At 38.4% G+C, this 5,239-nt stretch carries 4 protein-coding genes; all 4 read right to left on the bottom strand.

Going from position 1 to position 5,239, the window contains the following annotated elements:
- Positions 1-166: 166 nt before the first annotated feature.
- The 4 genes from IQ242_RS15990 to IQ242_RS16005 all read right to left on the bottom strand — a co-directional run bounded on the left by IQ242_RS15990 (position 167) and on the right by IQ242_RS16005 (position 4,967).
- Complete coding sequence (locus IQ242_RS15990; RefSeq protein WP_193960638.1) at positions 167-1,039, bottom strand: serine protease; 873 nt, start codon at positions 1,037-1,039, stop codon at positions 167-169.
- Positions 1,040-1,089: 50 nt separating this feature from the next.
- Positions 1,090-2,487 carry a serine protease gene (locus IQ242_RS15995; RefSeq protein ID WP_193960639.1) on the bottom strand — a complete coding sequence of 466 codons (1,398 nt, stop codon included), beginning with the start codon at positions 2,485-2,487 and terminating at the stop codon, positions 1,090-1,092.
- A gap of 59 nt (positions 2,488-2,546) precedes the next feature.
- The gene (locus tag IQ242_RS16000) at positions 2,547-3,038 is read right to left on the bottom strand and encodes a COP23 domain-containing protein (protein ID WP_193960640.1); all 492 of its coding nucleotides are present in this window, start codon (positions 3,036-3,038) and stop codon (positions 2,547-2,549) included.
- 834 nt (positions 3,039-3,872) lie between these two features.
- On the bottom strand, positions 3,873-4,967 hold the full coding sequence (locus IQ242_RS16005; protein WP_193960641.1) for a serine/threonine-protein kinase: 1,095 nt from the start codon (positions 4,965-4,967) through the stop codon (positions 3,873-3,875).
- Between the last annotated feature and the right edge of the window lie 272 nt (positions 4,968-5,239).

The raw sequence follows: 5,239 nt of genomic DNA on the forward strand, positions 1-5,239 counted from the left end.
AAAGGTTTAACTGTGCCACACAGATGTGAGAACCGCTATGTACGGGACAACCAATCCAAAATACCGTTCAATCAAAGACAGAATTTGCTTGTTCCTGTGAATGCCGCTTTCACCCCTAAACGTTTACGATGATGAACAGTAAAGAGTACAGGTCAAACAAATTAGATTAATTTAGTGATTTCGGTCTTTTAAAGATCGGCTCATTTGATTGTTCCTTGATATTCTGCGGGGAAGGATTTTCCTTCTGGTAAGGAGAAGCTTTGATCGTTTTGAGCGGAATTCCGCGAGATAATGCAGAATCTAAAAAAACCTCGACTGGAATTCCCCAGTTAGGACTATGGGTACTATCTAACGCCGAACAGTTTTCTGTACTGTTTTCATAGGTTCCAGCCGTGGTATGAATAGCCACCACTTGATCATCTTGGTTAAAGACTCCAGCCCCACTCATTCCTTCAATCGTTGGATTTGTATATTTGACTCGATTTCCCTCTTGAAAGTGTTTTTTTGGATCGTCGAGATTCTCTAACAGCTTTCTATCGTTTTCGGTGTACTCTTGATCAGAGCGGACGATCTGCTCTATAGCTCCGAGTGTCAACTCCTCTTTTGGTTTTCCAGAACAATATCTCCAACCTAATACCGAGACTGCTTGACCTTGAGAAATATTGGGATTTAAAGTGACATTAGGATAATCGATATCGCTAGTAAATTTAACAATGGCTAGGTCTAATTCTGTATCTGGGATAATTTCTTTGATCGGATAGAATCGATTGTCGTAGGTAACGATCTCCTTTGAAGATGGATTCAATAGATTATCTACTACGTGTTTAGCGGTCAGCACATAGTAATTATTAGAAGCGGAACCGATGATTATACCCGTTCCTATTCCTTTGATATACACAGTAGATTTTTTTAATGTTTCGGAAATTTCTGATGAATTTACGTCATGCTCTTGCGGCATATTGCCGTTTTTTTCACAGCCTACCAATATACCCCATAAAATAATTGACAAATAAATAGTATAAATAGCTCGATACTTCATGTTTTTTACTTTGCTTTCGTGAGTAATATTCCTTATTTTCAAAAGATTTTTTATTGACCAGTGTTATCCTGAAATTCAAATTTAACGGTAACAGTTTCAATTTTAGACCTAGTATGTATCAGTTTAATATTTTTGCCTCGACAAAGAATTTTATAAATAACTTTTTGATCTTTTTTTTGCTCTTCTAGCTCGTATCGATAATAGTTTTGGTTATTATCTACTATTTTGGGGATAATATTTTTGTTTTGATGGCTTCCCAAACTTAAGGAAGTAAGTATTATTTGACAGTTCTGTGCAGCTGCCAATTTTATGGACTTATTTGTAGTAAAATCGATTACCTTTTCAGAATTTGATATAAAAATTTTAATTTTGTCGTTCGATTCTATCTGAAATTCTGCTATTTTTGTTGGATGAAAATAAATCCAAAAATTTTCGATTATATTTTTAAGGATTGTCAAAACTACTAATATTATCAGAATCAATACTATGAAAGGCAATACCCCCGATAGTATCAAGATCATGTTCAACTTTTGTTCAAGAGTTAGCCGATCAACAGCAGTCATGGGGTTTAACTTACTTACCCCACGAGTTTCTGATTTGACTGGGGACAAAAATCCGATCGGTTCTAATTGAGGTGTGGAGGTCGGTAAATCTCTAAATAATTGCTGGGAATTGAGGGATAAATACCAATCAATAGGTAATCCCAGAGATAAGGGAGCATTTTCTTGAATAATTAACGGAACTCTCTCATTATCTGCGTAGTTATTTTGTAGGGCATCAGTCGTGGTTTTTCCTCTTCCATTGATTCCTACTAAATGCCCTTTATGATCGAGAATTGCACCTCCACTGGTTCCTTCCTCGGTGTCATTGGTAAAAGCCAATTGATATCCGTCCTTTAGATAGCGATCAATAACCCATCCTTTGCCTTTGGTAAAAAGAAATTCTGCTGAACAATCAGTACTAGGAACTGCACTTAATTTACAGGGAAATCCAGTCACAAAAAAGTCACTTTTATCTGGCAAATTTTCCGAGGTTTTTTTAATGGCTGTTTCGTATTGATAAGGACTCTCGAACCATAACAAGGCTAGATCAGCTTTTACCCCCATTTGCTCGAATTTAGCATTGGGATGAATTTGACCTCTATGAATGAAACCCTCATGAGTTTGAATATAAAATTTGTCAATTCCAGATAAGACATGGGCGTTTGTTAAGACTAAATAATTGTAGATGCTTTGACTATTTTTCCGTTTGATTTCTTGTCTATCAACGATAACTCCCGAACCGCTGTCGTCTGTTGTAAATGGCCATTCTTCCCATAAAACTGTGTAAACTCTTACGGTGATCAATCTAGCGATATCCCTTATCATATCTTCATCCATCTTCCCTATAGAGGGTTGCTCATCAGCATTAGAAGTTTGTGCCTCGATAGGATATAAAAAAGCTTGCATGGTGAACAACACCATGCAAGTTAACAGAAAGATAACGATAAATTTTCTAAGTTTCATGATTACTGCGAAACACACACTTCTCTGGCCACCTTCTCTTCACCTCTTAAAACCGCCATAATGTTAACGAAGGTTGACTTATTACCACATTGCTTGAGAGGCCGCCCAGAAACGTTTCTATCTTGGAGAGCGAACAAGTCGTCTAATAACTGACTAGGGCTTTCTTTCCCACCACTGCCATTCTCAAATCCGTAAATATTTCCATTAAGCGTCCACAGAAGCTGCTCTTTTCTACATTTAGCTCCTTCTTTATTAGTAGTACAAATTGCGGGATTTCCGTTGATATAACCATGCCCTATATATTGAGCCCCTTTGCTGAACTGTTTATTAAGACGATTACTCACCTCTCGACAGCGTCGTAGCGGCGTGTACCCAGCCTCTCTCGCTAACGGTTCTAACCACCGAATCAATTGACGTGGTTGGTTCTGCCATTGCTGGCTAGTAGCCACAGTAGTGGGAACACCACTACTAAGAGTTTGACACTGAAACCTCACTGGCGGGTTTTTTGCGAAAATCGGCTGAGAGAATAAGACCGAAAATCCGACTACTGCCGCTACAAGAACTATTGCGAACCTCTTGAGTCTATTCAACGTTAAAACCCTCCAGCACTAAGGATAATATAAGATCATCTTAACTCAACAATTTCTGCTTAACTCAACAATTTCTGCACCCGTGTTCGTTTTGTCACGATTGTCTGACAAAATCAAGGTACTCTGATCGGCTTTCGGTAGGAATCAGTCGGCAAAAAGAGGGGTTCTGACGGATCGATCGACCCTTCTCGTTTATTCTCTTCAGTGCGAAGGAATAGAAGTTTATCGGGAACCTCTATAGTCGGTAGAACATCTCGACAAATTTCTAGGTGGCGATGAGATTGACAATTCATCACTAGATTTTTGGCTCTCCCAGGTTTGGTGGGTAAAATGTATTCTAAGATACATTACTCCTAGCGAGGGGGTGGAACGAACCACAAAGACACAAAGGACACAAAGATCGATCGATCCTATGTAAGTTAAGCTGATCACACAGAACCTAGAAGAGCCGATTTTTCCAAGCAAAGTGCAGATTGTATTGGGCGGTATAGAGACTTAACAAGCTAATCAATAATCCCAACAGTGGCATAATCTGATGAAATTGACGTGTCATGGCTCTTCTCTACTTTGTGTGATAATTTTTGTTTATGTAAGGTGAAATGGTTACTGAATAATACTTTTAGGACTATTTTGAAAGAAGAAACTATCAGTATAGACCCCCGTTTCCACATAGAAACCAAAAGAATCGTTTTATTTCTTTCCCTTATCAAGCCAGACGATTAGATGTGCTTTTCTAGCCTAGTTCTTCTTTAGATTATCGGGACGAAGAAAAATCCCTCCCTCGTTTTCGGGGTCTGGCGAAGAAGGACTAGGAGACGGTTTTGGAATTGGGGACTCGCTCGGCTTCTGATGATGCGGCTCGAAGACTATTGCTCGAAGTAGATTAAAACCCCAGATAAATCCTGTGATCATGACTAATATCATCAAAAACTTGCCCAGAGGTATATTGACCATAGGAATCTGGGTATTGATCGCCGAACGAAGAACACTGACTCGACTCTTATTGATAACTACTGTTTTTCCTAAATGATGCAAGTCTTCAAGAATTTCCTCTACATTTTTATAGCGATCTATGTGGTTTTCTTGAATCATTTTATCGATAATAGCCGCTAGTTGATCCCCCACGTTATTAGCCTTTGTTCTCCATGCGAGCATTTTGGTACTCGAATTACGAGATATATCTTTTGGTTCAATACCAGTTAAAGCTTTAATAACAGTCATTCCCAAAGCATAAATATCACTATTGAATTCTGGATGACCGTCCATTTGTTCTTTTGGCGTATAACCACTGGTAAAAATTCTAGTTAGATTCCCTCCCGATAAATTCGGTAATTGTGAACTGGATAAAAGAGGTGCTTTAACTCCTCCAAAATCAATCAAAATAAATTTTTTATCTCGATACCGACGCAAGATATTCGATGGCTTGATGTCTCGATGAATTACTTGTTTTTTATGGATGTATTCTAAAACGGGGAGAATCCCTAGCAAAAATTCAATGACTTCCTGTTCCTCGAATTTTCCGCGAGAGCTAATTTCCTTTTCCAGCGAATCACCTTCTATATATTCTTGAACTAAATAAAATTCTTGATCTTCTGAAAAATAGGCAAATAAATAAGGAATTTGATCGTGTTTGTCTAAATTCATTAGCGTTTTAGCTTCTCGATAAAATAACGCCTGCGCTTTTTTAAGTTCATCTTGGTTATTGCTTTTAAATATAAGCTTTTTAATAACACATTTACTTCCTAAACGCCGTGAATCTTCAGCTATATAAGTTTCTCCAAATCCACCTACACCCAATTTTTTTACAATTTTATAATACTGGCCAATAATCATTGAGGGTTTCATGGTCTTGGTTGGCAATCTTGACAGAAGATGATTTATATTCTAGCAACTACAGCCACAAAAAAGCACCCCCTTGCGGAAGTGCCTTTTCGTTCAGACTAGGAATTAACCATTGATAGCGGGAGCAATCAGAGCTACAGGAGCCTGTTCACCACTAGCTAAGTCTAAGGGGAAGTTGTGAGCATTGCGCTCGTGCATTACTTCCATACCGATACCAGCGCGGTTTAACACATCGGCCCAAGTACCGATTACACGACCTTGAG

This window comes from Microcystis sp. LEGE 08355, assembly GCF_015207185.1.
Taxonomy (GTDB): Bacteria; Cyanobacteriota; Cyanobacteriia; order Cyanobacteriales; family Microcystaceae; genus Microcystis; species Microcystis panniformis.

Coding starts and splice junctions, on each gene's coding strand:
- IQ242_RS15990 (WP_193960638.1), bottom strand. CDS start 1,039: ATGAAGTATCGAGCTATTTATACTATTTATTTGTCAATTATTTTATGG.
- IQ242_RS15995 (WP_193960639.1), bottom strand. CDS start 2,487: ATGCAAGCTTTTTTATATCCTATCGAGGCACAAACTTCTAATGCTGAT.
- IQ242_RS16005 (WP_193960641.1), bottom strand. CDS start 4,967: ATGATTATTGGCCAGTATTATAAAATTGTAAAAAAATTGGGTGTAGGT.